The organism is Paenibacillus sp. J31R122 (assembly GCF_056269185.1).
Genome location: NZ_JBWDNM010000003.1, coordinates 49,441 through 74,352, shown reverse-complemented (window position 1 = coordinate 74,352; position 24,912 = coordinate 49,441). Strand labels below are relative to the sequence as shown.

Genomic DNA, 24,912 nt, shown 5'->3' with positions numbered 1-24,912 from the left:
GCCTACTAACATAACAGGGGTGGCAATCGGAACGGTGAAGGCAGCGGACGCCCTTGCATTGCCAACAACAGTAGAATTGGTTACCCATGCAGGAAGCGTGAATGCGAACGTAGCCAGGAATGTCGATCACGCGAGCTATGATCCGTCCGTCAAAACTACACTCCTTGCTTCTCGTTTTACACCGCTATCATCTTTTTGAAGATGAACGGCTGTCGTTTCGTAATGAATCAGAAAAAAGAAGCAAAAATCCACAACCGCGAGAGGTTGTGGATTTACATGGTGGAGACGAGGGTATTTGAACCCCTGTCCACTATCTCCTACTATGTGAACAAAAATAAGACAGCATCCTTTTCACGATGCTGTCCGATTATTTGACTATGTTAGATTTGTAATTCCCCAAGCTTGATTAGTTCAACAACCGCTTGCGACCGACCTTTTACGTTCAGCTTTTGCATGACGTTGGAGATATGGTTGCGGACGGTCTTTTCACTAATAAATAGTTGCTGAGCGATATCCCTCGTTGTTTTGTCCTGTACCAGTAGCTCGAATACTTCGCGTTCACGATGAGTCAGTAAGAACTTGCTCTTATGGTCGCTGCCCTTCAATGTTTGTCACCCCTCCTTGCGCGGGTTTTTATGGTTTAACAAGGTTAAGGGATACAGTCAAAATATAGTATGAAGGGGCGATAGCAATGGTGCTTTTATCAGCTAAAATGGGCACTCGATGACTTACAGTTTTGCGTGGATAATCAACCGATGGGTTGGATTAACGATGGGGTCGCATGTAATCAGTGTGAGCAGCTTGTCTTTTTTGTTGTAATTGAGAACAGAGACGTCTGTCGGTTCAACGATTGATACTTTATATACGGTATAGGTGTACGTTCCCGACTTCGTCTCTACAACAATCTTATCACCGACCTCGATCTCGCCTAAGCGATTAAACAGCCTTCCTTTAGTGCGCATACGGTGCCCTGCAATGGCTGCATTCCCTACTTGCCCGATAGCCGCCGTTTCCTTCAAATGGGCTGTGGCTGCCTTCAAATTTTTTTGCGTCGCGCCTTCAACAACAGGAAGCTTCAGCTTTATCTTATCGATCTTAAGGGTCGCAATAGATACTTGCTTGGGAGCTGCTGTTATTGGAGTTGGCGATGGCAATGACGTCGGTAATGGGGTTGGTACGGTCGATGGGTCTTGTGTTACTGCCGCAGCTTCAGGTTCCTCGTTCATATTCTCCTCATCAAATAAGGCTGTCAGCTGCTCATATTGCTGCTGAACTGGCTGCTGAGCCGTTTCATCAAAACTCGACTCTTCCCATTCCGCCATCAGCTTTTCCTGCTGCCTATTTCCATACCATTCGTTTGCTTTCGGATACAGCAGCACCAAAATACCAAGAATGACTAATGTATAAGACAATATTCTCCTCATGGCTTCACTCCCAATACCGAACTAACTTCAGCCTGAAGATGATGCTTTTGTGACAAAAACCCATCTTTTGCTGCCGTAGAAATTAATGCCGACTATAACGATTGTTACAACGACCTTAGCTACAAACTTATCGATGCTCCAAAACATAGTTAAAGCCGATAGCATTAATAGAGAAAGTCCGAGTAAAATTAGATTCCATACTATAAAACGCAAGCTTCTTTTCCAATCCTTGAAGTAAGATGTTGAACTCCCGCTCTTTGCGAATGTGAATTTATTATTCAATATATAGCTATTAATCATTCCGGCGCCGTATGCAGCAATTTGAGCCAGAATTATGGATACACCCAGCCAACTGAGTAAAGTGAACGTAATAAAATCAATAGCTGTATTCAAAAGTCCCACCAAATTAAATTTAACGAATTGAATCGCCAATGCTTTTCTGCTTGGTTCAAACATATTTCTTAACGCCATCCGCGCCAGTTTCCACGCTTGAGGCATTCCCCTTTTGCTCGGGATATCCCTGCACCTCACGAACGATATACAACGGTCGATTCTTGGATTCATCATATATTCTGCCGATGTATTCTCCGATAACGCCAAGCAGCATTAGAATAATGCCGTTAAATAATAAATTTACAGCAACTATGGATGCCCAGCCTTCTACGGTGCCACCTGTAACGAGCTTCTGAAAAATTACGACTACTAAGTAGATAAAGCTTGAAATAGACAAGGCAAAACCTACATAGGTAGCAATTTTGAGAGGTTTGTAGGAAAAGGACGTAATACCGTCTACCGCAAAGCCAATCATTTTCTTAAGCGGATACTTCGTTTCTCCGGCAAACCGTTCCTCACGCACATATTCAACCATCGTTTGCCTAAAGCCTATCCAGCTTACCAACCCTCTAACGAAGCGATTCTTTTCTTTCAGGCTGCGGAGTACGTCACATACCTTTCGATCAATCAAGCGGAAATCTCCGGTATCGATCGGTATATCGACATTTGTCATGCTGCGCAATAAGCGATAAAACAGCTTAGCGGTCGCTTTCTTGAACAAGGTCTCCCCTTTTCGTTTCAGCCGCTTCCCATATACGACCTCATATCCTTCCTTCCACTTTGCAATCATATCTAAGATGACCTCAGGGGGGTCCTGGAGATCCGCGTCGATGACGACTATTGCATCACCCTGCGCGTAGTCCATACCCGCAGAGATGGCGATTTGATGACCGAAGTTGCGTGAGAAATTAATGAGTCGAGCATTTGGGTCGCATTGGCATATCATCGTAACCAGATCAACCGTTCGATCTTTGCTTCCATCGTTAACGAATACAAGCTCGTATGGCTCTTTCGTCAGATCCATCACTTGCTTTAGTCGATTATAGGTATGATCAATAACCTCTTCTTCGTTGTACATAGGCACAATGATGCTATATTTTACAGCTGACTGGTTCATCCTTGAACCTCCTTAAAGTTTTCCGACAAGAATAGCAACTTCCAGCATGCTCTTAGCTAAAATAACCAACTTGGGAACCAACGCAGCACATACATGATATACCACTTCTGGACGGGCAAGCCGGATAAAGCTGGATAAAATAATAAAAATAATATTACAGCCGCCGTCAAATACAGATATCGTATTTTGACAAAGCCTGGTTTCTTTTCTTCCATTATTTTAAACAAGTATACAAGACTAAGAATAATAAACGGCACCATTGCGAAGTAGTGATAAAGATAAGTTAACCGAGTCACTAGCATCCATGGCACATACTGCGCTAAGAAAGCAATCCATACGATATACATCGATTTATCTTTGCGTTTAATACTTACCCAAATGGTTAGCAGCATGGCAAGAATACCTGTCCACCAAATGAGCGGGTTACCCATCGCCACAATAGTCGAGGCTTGTCCAGCCGGCATATTGTCACCGGAATAATACCAGACAGGCCGTTTCATAAACGGCCACTCCCACCAGGTCGAAGCGAATGGATGTGTCGAGACAAGATTGCTGTGATAACTAAACATATGCTTCTGGTAGTCTACAAGATTCTTAACAGTATACCCTTCATCCATAACCGTAAGTACCGGAATGTAGGACAAACTATATATTATTAGAGGAATCGCAATATAAAAAATAAGGCAGCTGGCTAAAGTAATCAATGTATTTCTCGGAAAAACGTTAACGATATGCAGAAGCTTCTCTTTATTGTATAACTCGCTCCCTTTGCGAAGTACCCGCCTTGCAGCAGCATATTCCTTGTAGCGATCATAAAGCGATAGAGCTAGTATAATCGCTAGACCTGCGCCGCCATATAAAACAATCCACTTTGAAGCAACTCCAATTCCAAAAAACAGACCGGCTAAAAACAACGGCATTAGTGTTGCGCCAAGCTTAACACGGTAAAAGCTGAGCGACTGATACTTTTGCATAAAATAAAACATCAGCATAATAAAGAACACGCCGTAAACATCAATTGTTGCGATTCTCGTTTGTGTAAAGTGCATGAAATCAACCGCGAATAACGAAGTTGCTAAAATAGCGTAGCTCCGATTTTTAAATAAGCTTCTTGCAAACAAATACATAATAGGCAGCATTAAAATACCGAAGACAGTGCCCGCAATCCGCCATCCAAATGGATTTAAACCAAATAACTTAATACCAAGCGCTATTATTATTTTACCCAGCGGCGGATGTGTATTCTCATAGGCTACAATATGTTCAATATGCTCATAGGCTGTACGAGCGTGGTATATTTCATCAAAATAAGAGCCATTCATATAGGTAGCTTGATATTCTGCTTTACTTTGCTCATCGAAAAGCAGCTGTACGCTCCCGCGCTTAGCTTCCAATGCTTGTTCTGCATGAACAGCAGTAATTGGCAGCGGAGTTTCGCTGCCTTGCTCATAAATCGCAAGCTCATGCATAGAAAAACCACTTGTTTGAACGTTTAACTTAACGTATCTCGCTTCAACAGCTACGTTTTGAGTATTCCAAGTAAACACGGCGGTATGACTATTTTCTACATCCGTCTTATTACCCCAATTTGTTCCATCGACACTAAATTCATAGTTGAATTTGCCTGTGCCGACCCCGCCGAAGTTATTAATTCGCTCAATCTGCTTGTTCTCTCCTAGATCTACATAGAAGCTTTGAGCACTGCTTGAAGGCTGCCAAGCCGTTTCAGGCCCCTTCATCGCGCCGAGATTAGATATGGCTACAATCGCATACAATAGCGTAATAGCTCCCATCCACAGCCAGTCTTTGCGATCTAGCCGCTTACCCTTCTGTTTAACGCTCTCCTTCGAATCCAGCTTAAATGGCTGCAAGGCTTGATGATCCGCAACGCTTTTTACTTCGTCTGTAACGATCTCGACCTCTTTAATTGCTCCTCTTTTATAAATATCATATCCGATATACAGCATATAAAGCAGCAGCCCTATATTCGTTATGGATCCCACTATAACAAACCCGTCCATTGGCAGCTTCGTTGTTGTCTCACTGTACGCCAATACATATGAAATGTTTATAAAATTGGTCACACTAAATCCAAAAAACAGATGCAGCATTCTTCGGTCAAGAGTTTGAATAAAAGTGAATAGGCTGAGTAGAAGAATAGGGAACATATAACGCTCATGCATTTTGGTCACGAAGAGAAATACAATACTGATTAGAAGCATCGCAATATAAAAGGACCGATCACTTCCTCTGCTGTCCCTCTTTCTCCATGAGTAATAAATAGCTAGCGCGACCGCGACAAAAATAAATATCGTTCCCCAAGTTTTGAAGGTTAGAAATAACCATTCCTGATCCAGCGGTTTCCAGTTGGCATTGCTGAGCGCATAAATATTAAATGCATTCAATGTCGCATAAGGATACGAGGAAAGCGTCCCTTTATACAAAGCGATAAGCGTCTTAAGCCCGCCCTCGCCTCCAAAAAACGGAAGTGCAAGTAAAATGAATGTAGTAAAGCCATAAAACGCGCTGAGCGCAACTTGCTTCCAGTCACGACGATAATAGAGTGCGATAAGCAGCACCGGCATAAAGATGAACGCCTGTGGCTTAATCAACGCGGCAATCGCATACCAAATCGATGCGCTTCTTATGCGATTTTCCGAAATGCCGTGAATGGATAGAATAAGTACAAACGCAAACACAGCATCTACTTGTCCCCAAGCCGCAGAATCAACGATAACAGCAGGATTAAAGAGATAAAGGGTCGCAAGACCTAGAGAAACCGCGTAGCTTACTTTCTTCTTCGCGATAACATATATATAAGCGGCAGCAGCTAAATCTGCTATAATTGCGGGTAATTTAAACAAGAGAAGCGCTTGAGCCGAGCTTGAATTCAGAGCAAGCATGCTTTTAATAGAGCCCAATATATATAAAATATAAATATAGCCAGGCGGATAATCTACAAACATGCCAGTATTATAAAATTTAGACAGACCGCTATTAGCCGCGTGGTCAGCCCATGCCATAAACAAAGCGATATCATTCTCATAACCTTTATTAGATACGGCAATCCATAATCGAAGCGCTAATGCGACCAAAAAAACAGCGGCAAAAGCAATTGGATACATAGCTTTCCTCTGATCTAACCAGTTCCTATCCCTTATTACCTTATTGTAAATGACTCCAAATAGAATGGCGAACATCATCGCGTACAAAAGATACGAAATAACCGATACAGGCTTGCTAGCATCCGCTTCCGTATCGGTCACAGTAGTTGTTGCGAGTGAGAACACTTCCGTCCCTGCTGGTGCACTGGATACCTTTTCAACCTTTAAATCATCGAAGAAAGCTTGTCCAGTGTTGACACTTCCGTATCCGCCCAGGCTGGCACCGACAATGATTTCCTTTTGTTTCTTGCTCGTCTTCCCATAGAACTCGACGTATTGCCATTGCCCGTTCGTATTCTTTACTTGAGGATAGGATACAGCTACCCCCTCAACGAATAAATGGGCTCCCATGGCATCCTCATTGATTCCTTCTGCTAGGACGTACCCCGATATACGATAGATACTTTTCTCCTTGACTTCTATCGTTTGAATCCATCGCGCATGGTCAGCTGTTGCATTATGTATAGAAACAGAATTAGAGCCAGAATGAGCAACCTCTCGTTCAATTGAAAAAACGCTTAAACCATCATCCTTGCTCCATTCCTCATGGACCCAAGCATCAGGTGCATCTGCTGTTACTTGCTCAAAGCCTGCATTCTTCAGCAAATTATCAGCAGCGCTGCTCATAACAGCGGGCCACATCATGAAAAGTAGAATGACTGCGGCTATTGTTCGAGAGTACAGTTTAAAGCTCATTTTAATGCTCACCTCAAATCTAAAGAATAAGAAACCTTTATTTTACATATAAACACACTATCACTGTAAAGGATGAAAACGACTTGGTCAATGAATGTACAAAAAAAACCGGTAGGATGGCAAATGCCATCCTTATTTAATTGTAACCGATTGGCTTACCAAATTTCTATACCGATCCGTTCGAGAGACAAACTTCACACGGAGCAGCCGTTTCGTCCTCGCGCTTACTTTCCAGGTATGCGTGCTTTGATCAGCCCTTCTTAAAGCAGCAAAATTATAAAAGCTGGTAGATTGGATCTTGTAACCTTTATTGATGCAATCTCTTAAAAACCGCATATCTGTTCCTTTAGGCAGATCAATAAAAGGAACGTTCAGATGAATCTCCTTCTTAAATAATATAGTCGCTCCCGCAACACGGTTAACATTCGGCATTTTGGCCAGCATAAGCTTTTTCGATTGCAAAAAATACATGAAAAACTTATTCTTTCCAATAATATCTGCATTGGATTGGTCGAATTTTTTAATGGCTTCTGTTAAGTAATGCGAGGAATAGAAATCATCATCATCAAATTTTGCTATTATATCGTACCGAGCTCTACTAATTCCTTCATTCAAGCATTTGCCTAACGACCATTTCTCCGGCAGCTGGAGGATAGTTATTCGTTTCAGTTTCTTCGTATACCGCTTGTAGCTGTTAATGCTCATGCTATCGTTATTTAGTATAACGATCAATTCTTTCCTCTTAAAATTTTGACGGATATAGTTTTTGAATAATGGTTCCATAAATTCCGGCCTGTTTGTTACACAAATAATTGAAATACCCTTTATTGTCTTCCTAGTTGAGTGAGCTTCCTCTTCCTTCGGCAACTGCTTTGGAGCAGCGGCATCCAGGCTTTCTGAAAGCTCCTGTTTCCCTGTCATGGATTGCCTCCTCCAAGTCTGACAATTTTAGCATTTCCGGTTACTCCTTCCGTTACATTTCGAGTGTCATAAATAAGAGACGTGTAATTAGTCAGCAAGGGCAGCGGCAGATTGGAATGATCCGTTGCAATAATAACGCAGTCTACCCCCGATAATGTTTCTTCCGTAAGATCAACGCTTTCTAGCTTGTGCCCTCCTACTTGAATGGAAGGTATATATGGATCATGATATACCACTGCAGTACCTTCAATCTGTAGAAGCTCAATCAGTTCAATTGAAGCGGACTCTCTATAGTCGGCGATGTCAGGCTTATAAGCAGCCCCATAAACCATCAGATTAGCGCTAGAGAGCGGCTTAGGAGCGAGCAGCCGTTTAAGCTGCTGCACCACGTACATCGGCATCATTTGATTAACAGCATTTGAAATTTGAATAAACTCAGAATTGATCCCGTACTGTTTAATTTTCCATACCAAATAAGAAGGATCTACAGGAATGCAATGTCCCCCAATTCCCGGACCCGGATAAAAGGCGGTATAGCCGAATGGCTTTGTACTTGCCGCGCCTATAATTTCCCATATATTCAGGCCTAGAACATCAGATATCATCGCCAGCTCATTGATAAACGATATATTAATTAATCTAAATGAATTTTCCAGCAGCTTCGTCATTTCTGCCGCGTCCGTTGAAGAGACGGGATGGACTTTAATAAATAACTGCTGATATAGCTTTTCTACTTTGTCCAAGCAGCTTTCGGTTATTCCGCTTACTACCTTTGGAATACTTTCCATAGGGTACTTCTTATTGCCAGGATCCACCCGCTCAGGGGAATAAGCGACAAAAAAATCTACACCAATCCTTAATCCTGAATTACTTAAAACGGGCAGAAGAACCTCTCTTGTCGTCCCAGGGTATGTGGAGCTCTCTAAAATAACAAGCTGTCCTTTTTTCAAATAACCGCTTATTTGCAATGCAGCTTCTGTCAAATAACTCAAATCTGGTGTTCCATAGGAGGAGAGCGGTGTCGGTACACAAACGATAATGGCTTCAGCAGCCTCCATCATACTGAGCTGATCAGTGGGCGTAAAGCGTTTTGAGTGAAGGACAGTCTGAATCTCCTGATCTGCGATTTCTAATATATAGCTCTGCCCTTTGTTTAGCTTTTCAATTTTATGTTGGTCTAAATCGATGCCAAGCACATGAAATCCCTTTTGTGCAAATAGCAATGCTAAAGGAAGACCGACATAACCCAGACCCATTATTGCTACTGTACGCTGTTCATCATTTGTTCTCATTATTAATTCATCTGTCATAATCTACTATCTCGCCCTCTTTCTAGCAACTAAATTAGATTCGATAGTATATGAAGAAGCGAATTAAAAAGATTGGACAATTAGCCAAGTAGTGATTTACAACATGATAGATAACCATTTGACTCTGACCCAAGCATTTGTCTTACACAGGCAATGGTTCAGCAGCATAGAATGAAGGAATCTGCCGCGATTAAATGAAAGGGATGTGGTCTTGAGATGAGAAGGAAGTTCAGTAGCCCCCGTGAGCATTTCGACATTATACTGATGTCCAACTTTGGTCTTCCGGGAGGAACAACCTCATCAAATATTGAAGAAATGAAAGTGCAAAGACAAGCTGGATTAAAGACTGGCCTCATACACATGCCGAGTAATGGGAGAAAAAGCGCTAGAGTAATCAATAAGAAAATTAAATATATGATTGATAGAAGACGAATTAAAATGCTGGCTTATAACTCTAAGGTTTCCTGTGATGTGCTTATTATTAGGCACCCTAGAGTGCTTCAAGTGAAAAAGCGTTATAAACCCAACATTGTAGCGAAGAAGATACACATTATTGTTAATCAAACACCTAGAGTAGATTACGGCAAAAGAGGAAAGCTTGTATATAATATCAGGCAGTGCGATCAACGGGTTAAACATTATTTTGGTCATGCGGGCATTTGGCATCCTATCGGCCCTCAGGTCAGATCAACCCTTCATAAGCATCATCCAAATCAATTAAAATCTATTCAATTAGCGTCAACTGATTGGGTAAATATTATTAACACGAGAGAATGGAGAAGGAAAAGCCGTCCGAAACAAAACAATGTTATTAAAATAGGCAGACATTCAAGAGATGGGCTCGTGAAGTGGCCTAACAATTCTACTGATTTGTTGAATATATATCCTACATCACCTAAGTATGAAATACATGTTCTAGGCGGAGCAGAAATTCCAAAAAAAGTGCTAGGCAAATTGCCGGAAAATTGGCGTGTGCTCAAATTTGGAAAACGCTCTCCCAAAGCTTTTTTATCAGAGCTTGATGTATTTGTTTATTTCACTCATCCAGACTGCGTAGAAGCTTTCGGACGCGTTATCTTCGAAGCAATGGCAGTTGGCGTACCTGTTATTCTTCCATATAACTACAAAGTGTTGTTTGGAGAAGCAGCCCTCTATGCAAAGCCTTCCGAGGTAGAAAGTCAAATTCAAAGACTGATGTCTGATTCCGAGTTTTATGAAAGGCAAGTGAAAAAAGCTATAAAATATGTAGACTCTAACTTTGGTTACACGAAGCATAGATCTAGAATAAGAAGGAGTAGAAGGAGCTTAAAATAATTATGAAAAATGCACCTGCGCGATAATGGCGTATGTAGGTCAGACTACATCTTAAGCCACTCACGCTAGGTGCATTTTGCAATACTGTCATAAAAGATCTATTTACATCGACTTTGGAGGGAAGATTCGTTCAGCTAGTGCGTTGAATTCTGCTATATAACCTTGTATGGGGTGTCCAAGCTTCACATCATTCATATAGGCATTCATACGTCCGACAAACTCTGGATTTGCCGATACATACACGTGCTCCACACTTGGTTTCAAGCGCTTGACCTCATCCGTAATTTTTTCTTTCATTTGTTCCGTCAGCTTATCTTGTCCCGTTGAAAGGCTGCTCATTCTTTTACTCCAATTTATGCTGTCTTTACCTAAGGACTCCGTATTTGATCTACTCATCATATGCTTATCTCCTTTTAGCTCACCTTCAGCTAGCGATACCGCGACATAGGCATTTTGATCAGTCAACATGACGTAGGATCGTTTTACCATTTCCAATTTAGAAATTTGCTCAGAGATTGCTTCACTCATTTCCATCCGATAATTTTTATGTGAACCGCGCACATTGTTTCTTTTCGATTTATTGCCATTTACTTGGCCGCCTGCTTGACCATCAACTTGATTCATTTCATATGCTTGGTCCTTCGTGGAGCGCTGAGCCTTAATGAGGTTGCCATTGGCATCATATCGAATCTTATTTTGACGAATGTTTTTATTTCCCAAATCCCCTAACTTGTCGCTGCATCCCGTCAGCATAGTACTAAGTAGTAAAGCCGCGGACAGAACCGCCATTATTTTGCGCATTTAGCCATCCTCCATTTAGGTTTGATCAGACTACAGGCCTGCTCTTAGCGTTTGCAGTGATCATACTGGCTATACACGCATTGACAAAATCAAATCAATGAAGTAAATTGGTATCAGATACTAGTACTAGGTACTAATTATGAAAGGATGCGTGATCTGATATGTCTGAACAAAGTCAATACGCCGTTCGCTCCAATGCTGTCATTACCGCCATCGGCTCATATGTACCTGAACGCATACTAACGAATGCTGATTTAGAGAAGCTGGTCGAAACGAATGATGAATGGATCGTGCAGCGCACCGGTATTCATGAACGACGAATTGCAGCCAGCAACGAATATACGAGTGATCTATGCTTTGCTGCTGTACAAAATATGATTGATAGATATAACGTTAACATTTCCGATGTTGACTACATTATTGTGGCTACTTCAACGCCAGATTCAACCTTCCCCAGTGTAGCATCACAAGTGCAAGGTCATTTTGGAATTACAGGATGCGGAGCAATCGATATGCAGGCAGCATGCGCAGGTTTCACCGCTTCTATACAGCTTGCTAATGGGCTTCTATTATCAGGTGCATATAATAAAATATTGGTAATTGGGGCAGAAGCCCTATCCAAAATTACGGACTACACAGATCGTACAACGTGTATATTGTTTGGTGACGGAGCAGGAGTAGTGCTAATGGAGGCAGCTGCAGAAGATTCGGGCAATATACTCGGGGTGTATTCTAGTACGAACGGCTCTCGCGGTCATCTTCTTTATCGCAGCAGCCTTGCACCCGCTATCGGCGAACATGCTATTGATATGAACGGTTTTATCGTGCAAAATGGTCGTGAAGTTTATAAGTGGGCCGTCAGTCAAGTAGCAGCTAGTGTGAATGAGATGCTGCAACGCAGTAAGCTGACGGTTGAGGACATCGCTTGGTTCGTCCCTCATAGTGCCAATATGCGTATTATCGAAGCGCTTTGTGAACGAACCGGATTTAGCCTTGATCATACGTTAACCAGCATTAAACATTTCGGCAATACATCAGCCGCTTCGATACCTCTAGCTATCGATTTAGCCCTTCAAGCGGGCACCCTGAGGCCCAATCAGCTCATGCTTTTATTTGGCTTCGGAGGAGGCTTAACACAATCTGGAGTCATTATTAGGTGGTCTTTATAGACGAAATAAGCAGTGCTGGAACCTCTAATTACGCGATAAGCAAATAACCCCTTGCAAGAAACTGACAGGATTACATCCTAATAAGCTTCTTGCAAGGGGTTTTCTTAATTAAACAATTTGTGCCGTTGCCTCATTTTCCAACTTTGAGCTCTCGTACTCTTTTGTTTGTGCTTTTTCCTTCAGCTGCTTATTGAGATATGTTGCATAACGAACAGGGTTGGCAAAGGTTGCCCGCCACTTTTCCTTTTCACCTGCATCTCGGAACGTAATCCTCAAATCGCGAAAATTAACCTCAATAAGCCAAGGATGCTGCTGTTCATCCAGCGCAATGTCCATTCCCAGGTCGGCAATATGAGGGTGCTCCTTTTCAATCGTTTTTGCAATTCGCAATGCTAGCTTTGCCACTTTTCTTTCAATAACAGGTCCATTCCAACCCCATTTCTCAAACAGCTGCTCCGCCTTCAGCGATTGGCCGCCGCAATGAAGATTTGTAACAATCGAACCTTTCTTCGCGACTCTGCCGACTATACCCGTATAATTCCAGCGGCCTCTTCCGTCCTTTTGTACGGATACTCGGAAATCAACTGGTTTACCATGGTAGGGCATTAACGTAATTCCACGCTGCACCAAATATTTTTGTTTCTTTCTTTTGATCATTTTAATAATTTGATCAATACTAACTTTTTTTCGTCTAGTCCGTCCAAGCACATTGATTTCAGCAACCGTTTTTTCATTCTCTTTACGAATACGTATGATTCCTTTTCCAACGGATAATTTGCTTGGTTTTAGAAATAAATACGTGTCTTTGTTCTTTTCTAAAAGTTCCTTCACTGATTGATGCGTTACTGATTCTGTATCCGGAAGATGTGGGAGCAGCCTTTTTTCTTTAGCCAAAATGTGATGAATGTCCAGCTTGGAAATGATATTTTGCTCGTTGAAGACGATTTTCCCCATTTTTTTTAGTTTTTTAATCTTATTAATAGAATAGGAGTTATTCGTCCTTGTTCGATTTATAATGACGGAAGGAAGTGCTGTTTTTAATCGAGCCGAATCTGTTCCGTTCCAGCCTCGGACTTTCCCCTTATCCCAATCGATATCAAGCAATGAAAAAAAAATGATTTCTTCTCCTGTTTGATGAGCCGTTTCGATATAAAAAGCAGGCTTTTCAAAGCTGCGTATACCTTTGATTAATCGGCGTAGCATCGAATGAGGATACAGTATTCCGATCATCGCTTATCCTCCGATCATAATAAAATATTTTTGATATATTATATGCCCTCCACGTTTCCGTGACCGTAAAGAATGGAAATATAACGCCATTGTTTTTCCATTCCTTCGTCGAGGGATATGATCGGATTGTAGCTGAGCTCGCTTCGAGCGAGTGAAATGTCCGCTCGTGTAGTAAAAGGGTCGCCTGCCTGCTCTGGCAAATAAGTTAACCGTAATTTTTTTCCGGACAGTCTTTCAATTTTCTGAATGACATCATTAACGGATGCTGTTTCAACTCCTCCTATATTAAATACGGTCCCATGCGTTCCATAATTCATCGCGGCTATATTAGCTTTCACTACATCTTCTACGTAAGTGAAATCACGTGTTTGTTCACCATTTCCATAAACTGTTAACGGCTGATCCAGCAACGCGGCTTTCATAAACCGGTGAAAGCCCATATCTGGACGCTGTCTCGGACCGTATACGGTAAAATACCTCATTGCCGAGTATGGCAGGCCGTATTGTTTATGGTATAGAGAACAAAGTTGCTCTCCTGCTAATTTTGTCAATCCATAGGGGGAAATCGGTTTGGTTGGTGATTGCTCTGTACTGTATTGTCCGGAACCGCCTCCGTAGACGGAGGAAGAAGAAGCGTAAACTAACTTTTTTAACCTCGTGGATTTTTTACATGCTTCCGCAATTTTTTGAGTCAACAAAATATTTGCTTGCAAATAGTCTCCAAATGTTGATCCCCAACTATTTCGTACACCTGCTATTCCCGCTAAATGAAAAACCACATCAGCATCATCAAGCAGACGTTCCAGATCAGCATTTAACATGTTAACAGCCTGCCATTTAAAATTAGGATGCAGCAGCATCCTCTTCATATTGTCATCTTTAATATTTCGGTCTGGATTTTGCTCTATATGATCAAATCCTAGCACGTTATGGCCCTGCTTCAGCAAGGCCTCGCATAAATGTGACCCGATAAACCCAGCTACACCTGTAATTACAATGTTCATGTCAATTCCCCCCGAGCAACACCAACGTATTTCCAACCAAAATGACGCATTTCCTCCGAGTTAAGAAAATTTCTTCCATCAAATAAATAAGGATTATCCGTTTTCTTAACCCACTCTTGCCAAGGATATGAGGAAAATTGCGACCATGATGTCGTTAACAGGATAGCATGAACACCAGTTGCAGCTTCGTCGTCCACCGTGACTATTTTGATTTTCGCCTTATCACGGTCATCAAGCGCTTTTGTCCAATGAATTTGATCTACTGAAGAAATTGTAGGATCTATCACTCTAATTTCATCGATCTCATTCGCTAGCAATTGCTCAATTATGCTAATGCTTGGAGACTCCCGCTGATCATCTGTATCTTCCTTGAAGGTCACACCGAGTACAAGCACCCTTTTTCCTTTCAGAGGAAGCATGGTTTGTATCTTCTGGATAAACCAATCGATTTGTGAATCATTGATACGTTTTACTTGCTCCAGCAAGCTCAAATTTACATTCCTCTGCTTTGCAAGATAAAGAAGTTCATTAACATCTTTAGGGAAACAAGAGCCTCCATAACCGATCCCTGCATACAAATGATGTGGAGATATTCGAGGGTCCATTCCCATTCCCGCTGCAACTCCGCCAATATCCGCGCCAACCAGGTCAGCTAATCGGGCAATTTCATTAATATATGAGATTTTAGCGGCTAAAAATCCGTTAGAGGCGTATTTGATAAGCTCAGCCGTTTCATAGTTGCATATAAAATACGTGGTTTGCAGGGGAGTATATAGCTGTTTCACCTTTTCTATTGCCTCTTTATCCCCCCCGCCGATTACTGTTCGGGAAGGATGAAGCGAATCATGAAGAGCATTACCTTCACGTAGAAACTCAGGGTTTGATATCACTTCTATCGGAAACTTGCTTGTATTTATTTTGTCAGTTAATTGCTGCTTCATCCACCGATTCGTTCCAATGGGCACCGTGCTTTTGGTCACGATAACCTTTGGAGCATTAATATGTTCGGCGATGACGTCCAGCACTTGATGAACATATTTTAAATCAGCGTTTCCGTTTGAGGTTGAAGGCGTGCCTACAGAAATCATTAAAATTTCACTATGAATAATCGCAGCCCTGCTGTCTGAAGTGAACACGATCCGATTGTCTTTCAGCAGCTCCTTCAGCATGGGCTCTAAACCAGGTTCACTAAATGGAAGGATTCCATCGTTTAGCCTCTCCACTTTGACGTTATCGACATCGTAGCCGATGACATCATGACCGAGATAAGCTAATACAAGCGCTGTCGTCGTACCAACATATCCCGAGCCAATGACGGTGATCTTCAAGTCTGCTCTCCCCTTTCTGCTGACTCCTTGTTGTTATCTGTCTTTCTGGGATTCCACGACTTAACTTTTTGATTCCCTTTAATCATGAATATCGCTGATTTCCCAAAATCAATCGCAATTCGTTTCTGTTCCTCCGCGAGCTGCTGCGCCAATATAACTGCATTAACTCCTGCGGAAATAAATACGATATCACAATCTATTTCTTTCATCTTCTGCTTCACTTTTGAAATCTCTTCATAACGATTGATCTGAATCGTCTTGACGAATTTAATGTCGAACGCTTCGTATCTGCTTTTTAATAGGTTTTTGAAATCATCGGCCCAGCGGGAAATGACTACCACCTTTTTACCCCTTAACAGCTCCCAAAACTGAACGTGTTCGACCATATGACGATTGACGAAGGTATGACAAAGCCGCTTAGGGTGCAGATTGTATTTTTCAAAACAAGTGTCAGTCAAGGGACGTAAATATCGCTGTCTGGCCAGTATCTCCTTATCATCGTAGTAAGGAATACCGACAATATCCGCTTTTGCAATCGCTGCTATCAATTGATCGCGAAGCTTAATATTCGGCAGCCGAACTCCTTTCCAATTGGTGCTGCGAGACAGTCTGCCCCATCGTGTTGAAAGTGTTTTTTGAATAGGCCATACTTTGTACTGGGTTAGACAGATGTTTTCACCGTCACCTATCCGGATGATGGAGAGAGGCGTTTTCTCCTCCATAGCCCTGCCAATCTCTTCAATCACTTCCAATGTCGTTAACCACTTTTCTTCCGTTTGACTGCTCGAAGCAGTCTCTAGCTGCTCATCTATCGTCATTTTCTGATCAACCTGCCTACTTTAAGCCGACCTTTAACCCAAGTGAATTTTGCTTTGTACTTGTTTCCCCAACGCTTTAATGCGCTTTTGTACAAATATCTTGTAACCTTGGCATACTTATGACGATTGTCTATTCTAGAATTATTATTTTTATGCTTTAAACGGTTATATAAGCTTTCTCTGATTATTTTAAAGGAATAACGTCCGGCAAGCTTAAGCAGAATTTGTCTATCCTCTGCAAAACGGCCACCTTGCGGAACTCTTGTTGACCAGCCTCCAACTTTGCGAAGTGCCTCTGTGCGGTAAAAACGAGGATAAATCATTGGATGATAAGTAATAAATTTATATTTGCTTGTAATTCTCTGCTTTTTTTTCTTTTCAATATACCTGACCTTACCCCTTTTTCCAGACTTCCATACTTTCTCATGTCCATACACTAAGGCTGTTCTTTTCCCTGACTTCTCCATTTTGTTCAAACAGGTTTCAAGTGTATTTGGCTCATACCAATCATCTGCATCCAGCTGCGAAAAATAAGGTGTATCCACCAACGACAAGCCGTGATTCAACGTATAGGACACGCCTTTGTTTTTCTTCAACCTCACATAACGGATTCTTGGATCATTTAAGTAGTCTTTAACTACCTTGTTCGTTTTGTCCTTTGAGCCATCGTCAACTATTAAAAGCTTCCATCTTTTGGTCGTTTGCCCTAATATACTTTCTATTCCCCTCTTTAAAAACTTCGCTCGGTTATACGTTGGAATTACCACTGTAACTAGCGCGGAATCTAGGCCGGCTACCTCACTCGTTTTATCAACTTGACTCACGGCATTGTTTGTATCCAAATCATCGCCCCTTTCTAATTAAATCGCTGTATATTTCCTCCAATTTCCGGACCTGCTTCGCCGAATTAAACTGTTGTTCTATTTTTTCACGTCCCTTCTTGCCCATATCCTCCCTTAATATGGGATTTTCTATTAAAAGCTTGATCTTTTCCGCCAGCATCTTCGTATTTTTTTCAGGAACCAAAAATCCTTCCTTTCCATCAGTAACCAATTCCGGAATGCCACCATGTCGAGTAGAAACGATAGGAATACCCGTCGCCATCGCTTCTTTAATAGCATTTGGAATACCTTCATGATTTCCATTCTTCGTCGTTACGCTGGGCAGGCAAAAAATATCCGCTTGAATCAAAAATTCGGATAGCTTGCTGTGGGCGACTAGCCCTTCCATTTGAACATATTTTTCAAGCTTCAACCTTGAAATGAGACGTTTTATTTTCTTTTTCTCATCCCCATCACCTACAATGATGAGTTTGCAAGAGGAATAGCGATCACGCACCATTTTGAAAGCCTTCAACAAATAGGGAAACCCCTTTTTAGGATGAAGACGTCCGACAGCAATGATCGTTATCCCTTCTTTTTTTTGTTCACGCTTCGTATATTGGAACTTATTTAAATCAATACCGCTGTACATAATTTTAATTTTTTGCGGGTGGCATCCCCATTTAATTAGCTGCCGCTTCATATGACGGGAGGGTACTGTAAATTTATTACCGACTCTGAGTAATTTAGGCAGCTTACGGTGATAATCTTTTTTCTTCGTCCTTTTTGCAGGTAAGTCAAAACCATGAAACGACGTTAACATAGGAATTCGAAGCTTTTGTTTAACCCGGAGCAAACGGACCCCTGCATTTCCAAAACGGGCGTGTATTAGCTTGATTTTTTTTCTTCTGAATACTTTCACGATTCCCCTTTGACTATGAGGCAATTTTTTTATTCTAGGAAAGGGAAATCGATTCACATTCATTTTTTTTCGTGTAAACACGATTGGCTTGTAATCTGTAATATTTTTCAGCTCTTCATAAATAAATGTTTCAGATGGAGGAAGGTAACGCATGCGGACAAATGCGATTTTATTCAATACTGTCCCTCACCTTCTAGGGTACCTTTGGTCTTAATAAAATGTTTGTATATATACGATACTTTTTTCTTTTCTTGTTTGATCCTATGCTTTAGCTCATCTTTGCTCATTCCGACATATTTTTTTTTGCGAAGCATCCTCTCGAAAATATGCGGAAACAGCAAGTCTATGAAGACCAGCTGTTTGACTTCTGGAGAAAGTGAATGATAACGTTCATATGTCTTCATCATGCTATCGAATTCTTCCCCTACAAATGGGCGATTTTTGGTGTACATACTATACGTGCGAATTAAATCCTTTGAGGGAAGATCATAGCGAATATCTTCAAAATCAATCAGTGTAACCGCAGCTTTCCCATCAATCAGATTATTGTGATGTAGGTCGCCATGCACTAGACTTTTGGCAGAAACAAGTCCCTTCATGTATTCATCGTATCGGCTGCTTTTCAGAGCTTTCAGTGCCTTCTTCGCCATCTTTTGAAAAAAAGGAATTTCACTGTTAATAATTGCTTCTGCCTGATTTTTCACGGCTTTATGCTTTTTATACCAGCGTTCTATCGACTTTAGACGGTCTTCGTATTCATTCATCCAATGAGGGTGTTCATATACTTTTACACCCGAGGGATAATCCAGTTCACGAGATGCATGGTGAAATTTCGCCATTACCTTTACGATTGTTTCAAGATCATCCAGATGACGTAATCGCGTACTTTTTCCATCCACCCATTCATATAAGACGTATGGATCATCGTTATAATTCGTATACAAATCACCTTTTAAGGTCGGTGTCGGCTGGGCTAACTCAACACCTCTCTCTAACAGCATCTGCTCCGATTTAGCGATAAACAGCTGTCGTTCTGGTGATATATATAAGCTTTTCAGAGCATATTTCTCACCTTTCTCGGTGATAATACGAGCGACATAGCTGGATTTTTTTTCGTCCTTGATGACATCCCATTTCTTGATTTTAATCCCAAAGTCTTTTTCTACCCTCCGTTTTAGTCTCTCGATTTCGCTCACGTTTCCTTTCTTCCTTACCGATTCTTCTTACCACACTATGCGAAATCATATAAAAAGCGTGGGCAAAAAGGTTCTTTTCTCGAAACGCTGCCCCTAACTACACGGTTGTCTATACATCCTGCAGTAACCCATCATAAATTAAGGAGGAATGCATAAAACATCAAGGGAGGTAAACTTTCTGAACAACATCGCGGTTGTCCGTTCCGTTTTTTTGCCGATCAGTGAAACTTTCATTTACGGTGAGATCCAGCAGATGAAACGTTATGAGCCTTACATTTTTTGTGAGAAGAGAAGAAACAAAACACGTTTCCCACATAAAAACGTAATAATCTCCCCCAATAATCGCAAATTGGAATCCATGCTTCAAAACCGCTATTTTAAACTGATTCATGCGCGGTTCGGGACGTCAGGCATCAAAATGATTCCATTAAAAGAAAAGTGGACCATTCCACTCGTTACTTCCTTTCATGGGTGCGACTCGCCTGGCGCCGATAATATGAAAAAGCATATGAAATCTTTGCTGCGTCTATTTTCTATAGGAGATTACTTTACTGTCCCTTGTCATACGATGAAATACGATTTAATTAAACATGGCTGCCCAGCAAATAAAATTGCTGTCCAATACAGTGGAATCAATTTAAAGCAATTTGCCTTCAAAGAACGTTTTTTCCCTGAGGATGGTCAGGTTCGGATCGTTTATGTTGGCAGGCTGGTCGAAAAGAAAGGTGCAGATCTACTAATTAAAGCCTTTCAGCAAGTTCATAAAGCATTCCCGCAAGCCCAGCTAAGCATAGTTGGAGACGGTGTGCTGGCAAAAAAATTAAAGCGATTAACAAAAGAATTGAGCCTAGAACACCATGTTTCGTTTTTGGGTGCTCTCCCTCACCATGCAGTAGCAAAACTTTTGGAGCAGGCACATATCTTTTGCCTTCCAAGCTTGAAAGATCGAGCAGGAAACATAGAAGGCATTCCCAATGCAATCAAAGAGGCTATGGCATGTGGACTGCCCGTTGTATCAACGTTTCATTCGGGAATTCCTGAATTGATTGAAGATGGCCAAACAGGGCATCTGGTTGCTGAAAATGATATTAATGGACTGACGAGGAAACTCATTCATTTAATGAGTCATCCAGATACTTGGAAAGAGCTCGGATTAAATGCGCGATTAAAAATCGAGGCAGACTTCGATCGGGACATACAAACAGAGAGATTAGAACGGCTCTTTGATCAAGTAATCAAAGCCCATGAACAAAAAGAATCTAAAAAGCCTTTCTTTAGCGTTATAATTCCTACTTATAACCGTGCGCAATTTATTGGAAAAGCTATTAAGAGTGTTCTGAAACAGTCCTGCAATGATTATGAGATTATCGTTGTAGATGATGGTTCAACGGATAAAACCTCGAAAATAGTAAAATCCTTCGGGGATCAGGTTCGATATATCCGTCAAAAAAACAAAGGACCTTCCGAAGCAAGAAACACGGGGATTCAGTCAGCAAGAGGTAAATATATCGCTTTCTTGGACTCTGATGATCGCTTCCTCCCTAACAAACTAAATGAGAATAAAAATTTTTTGATGAGCAATCAAAATTGCAATTTTTTATATAGCTGGTATTACAATATTAGACGAGGGCGAAGAAGAAGACTTATTCGTAATATCAAAAGCTATCCAAATTTAAAAAAGTTCCGCGATCACCTATACAAGCGGAAAATTACTATCCGAACCTCAACTGTTGTTATTCATCAAGATTGTTTTGATCAAACTGGACTATTTAACGGGAAATACCGCTATTCACAGGATTGGGATATGTGGCTTCGTTTAGCATGCTATTATCCTGGAAGCTGCCAAAAGAAACCATTATCCGTATATCGCAGGCATCATCGCAAGAGAATCCCAGGAAGTAAACGTCACTCTATCATAAGAAAAGCTGCTAAGAAGCTATACAAAAGGGGAGGAACAATAGATGTCAACTGAATTACCTGCTATTTTGCATCATAAATACTCATTAGATGACGGGCATGTAGCAGACCAAGTTAACAAGGTTAATGGATATCGAGGGATTATGATAACGAATAATCCTTCGGAGTACGTTGATCAATCTCCTTTTACATCTGTTCTCTCATTAAAAGCAATTAAACAAAATCCGAGCCTATTAAAAAATGCTAATGTCGTAGGCGTTCATGTTCACCATGGTTCTCTAGCTCCAAAATTTCAATTTCTGAAAGATCAATACGGAATTCCATTGTTCGTCAGCTTCCGCGGGAAGGATGCTACCGCTTATCCTAAAAAAGAAAAAAATTTAGAACGTTTGAAAAGTTTGTTTGTAACTGCTGACCTTTTTTTACCGGTATGTGAGCATCTTAAACAAGAAATCATTAAATTAGGATGTCCCGAGCATAAGATTCGCGTATTGTATGGGGGCACTGATTTAAATCGATTCAAATACAAGCCTCGCACAATAGAAGATCAGAAAAATATACGTTTTTTGGCGATTGGACGTTTTGTCGAGAAAAAAGGTTTTTCCAACTTGATTCGTGCCTTTGCAGATGTAAACAAAAAGCATAAGAAGCTCGAATTATTATTAATAGGCGCAGGGCCATGCGAAGCTGAATATCGCAACCTTATTAAAAAATTCCACCTTGAAAAAAATGTGAAAATCTTATCATGGGTCACCTACCGAAAAATTCAAAAAAATTATTACAGCTCTCATATATTTTGTGCCCCAAGCGTTACAGATATGGACGGGAATCAAGAGGGAATTCCTAATACGCTAAAAGAAGCAATGGCTACTGGAATGCCTGTTATATCAACAATCCACGCCGGAATCCCAGAGCTCGTCACACACAAAGCATCTGGACTTCTGGTCCCTGAAGGATCCGTTGATGAGCTGGCAAAGGCTATGAAATGGTTAATAAAAAACCCAAGTGAATGGGAAAAAATAGGCGAAAACGCACGTAGGAAAATAGAAGCAGACTTTAATCTCGCTACACAATTGAAAACACAACAGAAGTATTATGATGAAGTCATTTTAAATAAATTAGAAAATTGAATGCATACATGAAAAAATGGCGGTGCAGGAGCTATTCCTGTACCGCCATCCTTTAATTTTGGAGTAAGCCACCCGAAATATTTTATTTAAGAAGGGAAATTGATTTGAGAATGATCCCCTACCCACAGCTGAACCCGCTTCGGTTGCTGCGATTTTCCCATCAATTTCACTTCTCCGCCTATTAAGCTTTCATCAATGCGATCCGGAATGTTCTGAAGTACAGTATTCTCTAAAATAATGCTATTTTCAAGCTCGCAATTATAAATAGACACATGCTCAGAAATCGATGTGTACGGGCCAATATAGGAGTTTTCTACAATCGTATTTGGACCAATAATGACTGGGCCTCGAATAATGCTATTAATAATTTTCGCGTTTTCTCCGATTATAACTGGTGATGAGACACTAGAACTCAGGTCGACTTCCCCTTGAATATGAAGACCTTTTATTTTTTGCAGAAAATACTGATTGCACGTGAGCAAATCTTTTGGCTGTCCAGTATCTTTCCACCAATAAGGGGATCGAAATACACCCAGCTGATAATCGTCATCAATCAATTGTTGAATCGCATCGGTTAGCTCATATTCCCCCCGTAATGATGGAACAATTTTCTCAATTGCGCCAAAAAGGGAATTCCGAAACAAATAAACGCCATTTATAGCTAAATTACTTAAACTATTTTTAGGTTTCTCTACTACTTTAACGATTTTCTCCCCATCCAGTTGAACAACACCGAATTGCTCTGGGTTTTCCACGAGGCTCACCGATATCAATCCGTCCAAATTTTCATGCTCGAATTTGTCAATAAGCGGCTGGAGTGAACCGTCAATTATATTGTCACCTAAATATAAAAGAAAATCATCCTCTTGAATAAAGGATTCTGCTACTCTAATGGCGTCAGCCAATCCTCTTGGTTCAGGCTGTTCGATTAGAGAAATGGTAATATCCCAAGGCGCGCCGCCTTTCAATGCTTCATCAAATATTTTCCGGTATACCGGAGAAACAACAACTGCAATCTCAGTAATGCCGGCCTGGATCATTAATTCGATTCCATAGAATATAACAGACTTGTTCATTAATGGCAAAAGATGCTTTGGTCGAGAAAACGTCAAAGGACGCAATCGAGAACCTAATCCACCACATAAAATCAGGCCTTTCAAAATAAAAAACCTCCCATTATACAGTCATGCCTAGCTTGAATTAGTTCTTTCGTCTTCCTACTATATGGAAGAAAGTTTCTAGTTGGCACGGTACTTGTCTTGGGATTGAAAATCTAATTTTTAGAATGATTTGTAAACAGTCATAAAATAATAGATTCGTAAACAACAAAAAAAGGCCAAGGACATAAATACCTAAAGCCTTTAATTGAAACCAATTCTTCTCTTCAAAAATCCTATAGCCGCAACCAGGGCTGCAGCCATGGTTCACTCGGCCTCGTACTCCGCCTAGCTCGTTTTCGCCTACCTAAACCTGCTATCATCTCCGTAATCGATTCCTGCATCGCGGTTAATGAATGCATATTATCTCGCAATAGCTTAGCTGTTTCAGGCGAGCATTCCCCAATATCAGCTATACTCTCCAACACTCTGGCAAGCGCCTGCAGGCTTCTCGCCAATGAAACCAGGAGGGCTGTTCTCGCCTCACGCTCCAGCTTATCGCTATCCATTAGTTAGTATCGCCAAATGAAAAAGAGTCATTATGCCCTTCCTCATCCCCTTGAAGCACAACCTTCATGATTGAGACCATACCTAAATTAACTTTTGTAATGCCATCAATGAGTTGAACCACCTGTTCATGTATTTGCAAGGATTGATTTAGCTGGATTTGCTGTGAGTTTTCACTATGCTGATGGTTGCAAAACCAGCTGCGCATTTTCTCTGCCTCTATAGCCTTCGCTTCCAGCATTAAAGCTATGCTCTGCTGCATATCGACCGTAGACCCAAGCATGCGCATATAAGCTTCTTTGCGATTCATCACTACCACAGCCTCCTTATAGGATCCTTATTCTTCCTCATCTGCTTCCTTTAGTCCATGAATAACAAAGGATAATTGAGCGGCTATCGATTCCTCTAAGTCCCCTATGCTTGTTAAATAAGCGGCTAAATTGTTCGCTAAGGCTTGTGTATTTTCTAGACACACCGGCAATTCAGCAGAATGCTCGTCTGGAAGCGCCTCTACGAGTCCAGACAATTTCATCGTCACATGACTATCGGCCTCAGCCATACGAGCAAGCTGTTGACTAGATTTAGACATGTACTTCAACATTTCTGTCACCATATCTTGCATAGTATCCACAC

The 24,912-nt window shown here is 41.2% G+C and carries 24 protein-coding genes; 5 read left to right on the top strand and 19 right to left on the bottom strand.

The genetic code is table 11. The features are described 5' to 3' along the window. The first annotated feature begins 34 nt into the window (after positions 1-34). Positions 35-199 carry a hypothetical protein gene (locus AC0YN7_RS06665; protein ID WP_475809184.1) on the top strand — a complete coding sequence of 55 codons (165 nt, stop codon included), beginning with the start codon at positions 35-37 and terminating at the stop codon, positions 197-199. Between the two features lie 181 nt (positions 200-380). Here the strand turns inward: AC0YN7_RS06665 and AC0YN7_RS06660 are convergent, their stop codons facing one another. The 7 genes from AC0YN7_RS06660 to AC0YN7_RS06630 all read right to left on the bottom strand — a co-directional run bounded on the left by AC0YN7_RS06660 (position 381) and on the right by AC0YN7_RS06630 (position 8,965). After that, positions 381-605, bottom strand: a complete 225-nt coding sequence (locus AC0YN7_RS06660; protein ID WP_006040330.1) for a helix-turn-helix domain-containing protein — start codon at positions 603-605, stop codon at positions 381-383. Positions 606-728: 123 nt separating this feature from the next. Further along, a complete protein-coding gene (locus AC0YN7_RS06655; RefSeq protein WP_475809183.1) occupies positions 729-1,424 on the bottom strand; it encodes a class D sortase in 696 nt (231 codons plus the stop codon). Between the two features lie 27 nt (positions 1,425-1,451). Further along, positions 1,452-1,895, bottom strand: a complete 444-nt coding sequence (locus AC0YN7_RS06650; RefSeq protein ID WP_475809182.1) for a GtrA family protein — start codon at positions 1,893-1,895, stop codon at positions 1,452-1,454. Then, positions 1,873-2,874, bottom strand: coding sequence for a glycosyltransferase family 2 protein (locus tag AC0YN7_RS06645; RefSeq protein ID WP_475809181.1), 1,002 nt, complete (start codon positions 2,872-2,874; stop codon positions 1,873-1,875). Before AC0YN7_RS06645 ends, AC0YN7_RS06650 begins: the two co-directional genes overlap by 23 nt. A 56-nt stretch (positions 2,875-2,930) precedes the next feature. After that, positions 2,931-6,734, bottom strand: coding sequence for a phospholipid carrier-dependent glycosyltransferase (locus AC0YN7_RS06640; RefSeq protein ID WP_475809180.1), 3,804 nt, complete (start codon positions 6,732-6,734; stop codon positions 2,931-2,933). A 132-nt stretch (positions 6,735-6,866) separates the two neighbouring features. Further along, on the bottom strand, positions 6,867-7,655 hold the full coding sequence (locus tag AC0YN7_RS06635; RefSeq protein WP_475809179.1) for a glycosyltransferase family 2 protein: 789 nt from the start codon (positions 7,653-7,655) through the stop codon (positions 6,867-6,869). After that, the gene (locus AC0YN7_RS06630) at positions 7,652-8,965 is read right to left on the bottom strand and encodes a nucleotide sugar dehydrogenase (RefSeq protein WP_475809178.1); all 1,314 of its coding nucleotides are present in this window, start codon (positions 8,963-8,965) and stop codon (positions 7,652-7,654) included. Before AC0YN7_RS06630 ends, AC0YN7_RS06635 begins: the two co-directional genes overlap by 4 nt. 216 nt (positions 8,966-9,181) lie before the next feature. Here AC0YN7_RS06630 and AC0YN7_RS06625 point away from each other — a divergent pair, with 216 nt between their 5' ends. Continuing rightward, positions 9,182-10,279 (top strand): glycosyltransferase, encoded by a 1,098-nt coding sequence (locus tag AC0YN7_RS06625; protein WP_475809177.1) that lies wholly within the window; start codon positions 9,182-9,184, stop codon positions 10,277-10,279. A 102-nt stretch (positions 10,280-10,381) separates the two neighbouring features. Here the strand turns inward: AC0YN7_RS06625 and AC0YN7_RS06620 are convergent, their stop codons facing one another. Beyond that, on the bottom strand, positions 10,382-11,080 hold the full coding sequence (locus AC0YN7_RS06620; RefSeq protein WP_475809176.1) for a YhcN/YlaJ family sporulation lipoprotein: 699 nt from the start codon (positions 11,078-11,080) through the stop codon (positions 10,382-10,384). 161 nt (positions 11,081-11,241) lie between these two features. Between AC0YN7_RS06620 and AC0YN7_RS06615 the strand changes: the two genes are divergently transcribed. Continuing rightward, positions 11,242-12,249, top strand: a complete 1,008-nt coding sequence (locus AC0YN7_RS06615; RefSeq protein WP_475809175.1) for a beta-ketoacyl-ACP synthase 3 — start codon at positions 11,242-11,244, stop codon at positions 12,247-12,249. A gap of 108 nt (positions 12,250-12,357) precedes the next feature. Here AC0YN7_RS06615 and AC0YN7_RS06610 read toward each other — a convergent pair whose 3' ends face one another. The 7 genes from AC0YN7_RS06610 to AC0YN7_RS06580 are packed head-to-tail and all read right to left on the bottom strand — an operon-like array spanning position 12,358 to position 19,568. Continuing rightward, positions 12,358-13,479: a YheC/YheD family endospore coat-associated protein gene (locus AC0YN7_RS06610; protein WP_475809174.1), complete on the bottom strand. Its 1,122-nt coding sequence runs from the start codon at positions 13,477-13,479 to the stop codon at positions 12,358-12,360. Positions 13,480-13,517: 38 nt separating this feature from the next. Beyond that, positions 13,518-14,483, bottom strand: a complete 966-nt coding sequence (locus AC0YN7_RS06605) for an NAD-dependent epimerase/dehydratase family protein (protein WP_475809173.1) — start codon at positions 14,481-14,483, stop codon at positions 13,518-13,520. Further along, positions 14,480-15,811 (bottom strand): UDP-glucose dehydrogenase family protein, encoded by a 1,332-nt coding sequence (locus tag AC0YN7_RS06600; protein ID WP_475809172.1) that lies wholly within the window; start codon positions 15,809-15,811, stop codon positions 14,480-14,482. Before AC0YN7_RS06600 ends, AC0YN7_RS06605 begins: the two co-directional genes overlap by 4 nt. Continuing rightward, on the bottom strand, positions 15,808-16,629 hold the full coding sequence (locus AC0YN7_RS06595; protein WP_475809171.1) for a GT-D fold domain-containing protein: 822 nt from the start codon (positions 16,627-16,629) through the stop codon (positions 15,808-15,810). The genes AC0YN7_RS06600 and AC0YN7_RS06595 overlap by 4 nt, the downstream gene beginning before the upstream one ends. Beyond that, the gene (locus tag AC0YN7_RS06590) at positions 16,626-17,471 is read right to left on the bottom strand and encodes a glycosyltransferase family 2 protein (protein ID WP_475809170.1); all 846 of its coding nucleotides are present in this window, start codon (positions 17,469-17,471) and stop codon (positions 16,626-16,628) included. The genes AC0YN7_RS06595 and AC0YN7_RS06590 overlap by 4 nt, the downstream gene beginning before the upstream one ends. Before the next feature lies 1 nt (position 17,472). Next, positions 17,473-18,549: a glycosyltransferase gene (locus AC0YN7_RS06585; protein ID WP_475809169.1), complete on the bottom strand. Its 1,077-nt coding sequence runs from the start codon at positions 18,547-18,549 to the stop codon at positions 17,473-17,475. Then, on the bottom strand, positions 18,546-19,568 hold the full coding sequence (locus tag AC0YN7_RS06580) for a CotS family spore coat protein (RefSeq protein WP_475809168.1): 1,023 nt from the start codon (positions 19,566-19,568) through the stop codon (positions 18,546-18,548). Before AC0YN7_RS06580 ends, AC0YN7_RS06585 begins: the two co-directional genes overlap by 4 nt. Positions 19,569-19,821: 253 nt before the next feature. Between AC0YN7_RS06580 and AC0YN7_RS06575 the strand changes: the two genes are divergently transcribed. After that, positions 19,822-21,540, top strand: coding sequence for a glycosyltransferase (locus tag AC0YN7_RS06575; protein ID WP_475809167.1), 1,719 nt, complete (start codon positions 19,822-19,824; stop codon positions 21,538-21,540). Beyond that, positions 21,530-22,615, top strand: a complete 1,086-nt coding sequence (locus AC0YN7_RS06570) for a glycosyltransferase (RefSeq protein WP_475809166.1) — start codon at positions 21,530-21,532, stop codon at positions 22,613-22,615. Before AC0YN7_RS06575 ends, AC0YN7_RS06570 begins: the two co-directional genes overlap by 11 nt. A gap of 86 nt (positions 22,616-22,701) precedes the next feature. Here the strand turns inward: AC0YN7_RS06570 and AC0YN7_RS06565 are convergent, their stop codons facing one another. From AC0YN7_RS06565 to AC0YN7_RS06550, 4 genes are all read right to left on the bottom strand, one after another. After that, the gene (locus AC0YN7_RS06565) at positions 22,702-23,775 is read right to left on the bottom strand and encodes a glucose-1-phosphate thymidylyltransferase (protein ID WP_475809165.1); all 1,074 of its coding nucleotides are present in this window, start codon (positions 23,773-23,775) and stop codon (positions 22,702-22,704) included. A 233-nt stretch (positions 23,776-24,008) separates the two neighbouring features. Continuing rightward, entirely contained in the window at positions 24,009-24,281 is a 273-nt protein-coding gene (locus AC0YN7_RS06560) for a hypothetical protein (RefSeq protein WP_475809164.1), read from the bottom strand. Next, on the bottom strand, positions 24,281-24,589 hold the full coding sequence (locus tag AC0YN7_RS06555; protein ID WP_475809493.1) for an alpha-helical endospore appendage domain-containing protein: 309 nt from the start codon (positions 24,587-24,589) through the stop codon (positions 24,281-24,283). The genes AC0YN7_RS06560 and AC0YN7_RS06555 overlap by 1 nt, the downstream gene beginning before the upstream one ends. Positions 24,590-24,616: 27 nt before the next feature. Continuing rightward, complete coding sequence (locus AC0YN7_RS06550) at positions 24,617-24,901, bottom strand: hypothetical protein (RefSeq protein ID WP_475809163.1); 285 nt, start codon at positions 24,899-24,901, stop codon at positions 24,617-24,619. Positions 24,902-24,912 lie beyond the last annotated feature (11 nt).